Origin of the sequence: Bremerella sp. JC817, assembly GCF_040718835.1 — a bacterium.
In the GTDB taxonomy this organism is placed as follows: domain Bacteria; phylum Planctomycetota; class Planctomycetia; order Pirellulales; family Pirellulaceae; genus Bremerella.
Map to the genome: position 1 here is coordinate 1 of NZ_JBFEFG010000201.1, position 354 is coordinate 354.

Below are 354 nucleotides of genomic sequence, written 5' to 3' on the forward strand. Positions count from 1 at the left end.
ATCCAGCTCTTCGGCCGCGTGCGGAACTATCGCGACGAGCCGGCCGAGGCGGTCGCCCGGCTGCTCCGCCACGAACTCGACCAACCGATCGGCGAGGGTCGATTGATCGACGCCATCGAGGTCTCCTTGCCGGCCCGGGGCGCCCGCTCGTTCAAGTTCGACCTGCCCGACCCGGGGCCGGTCGGGCTCGAGGTCCGGCTCGACCTGCAGGACGACCTCGAGCAGGACAATCATGCCTATGCCGCGATCGGTCGCCCGCGTCAGGCCCGGGTCCTCGTGGTCACGTCCGGGAATCGTTACCTGCTCAACGCCATGACCACCGCCACCGCCGGCGACGCCGCCGAGGTCGTCGAG

At 70.3% G+C, this 354-nt stretch carries 1 pseudogene; it reads left to right on the forward strand.

The features are described from left to right. Positions 1 to 354: pseudogene (locus tag AB1L30_RS00960) on the forward strand (hypothetical protein); the annotation flags it as partial.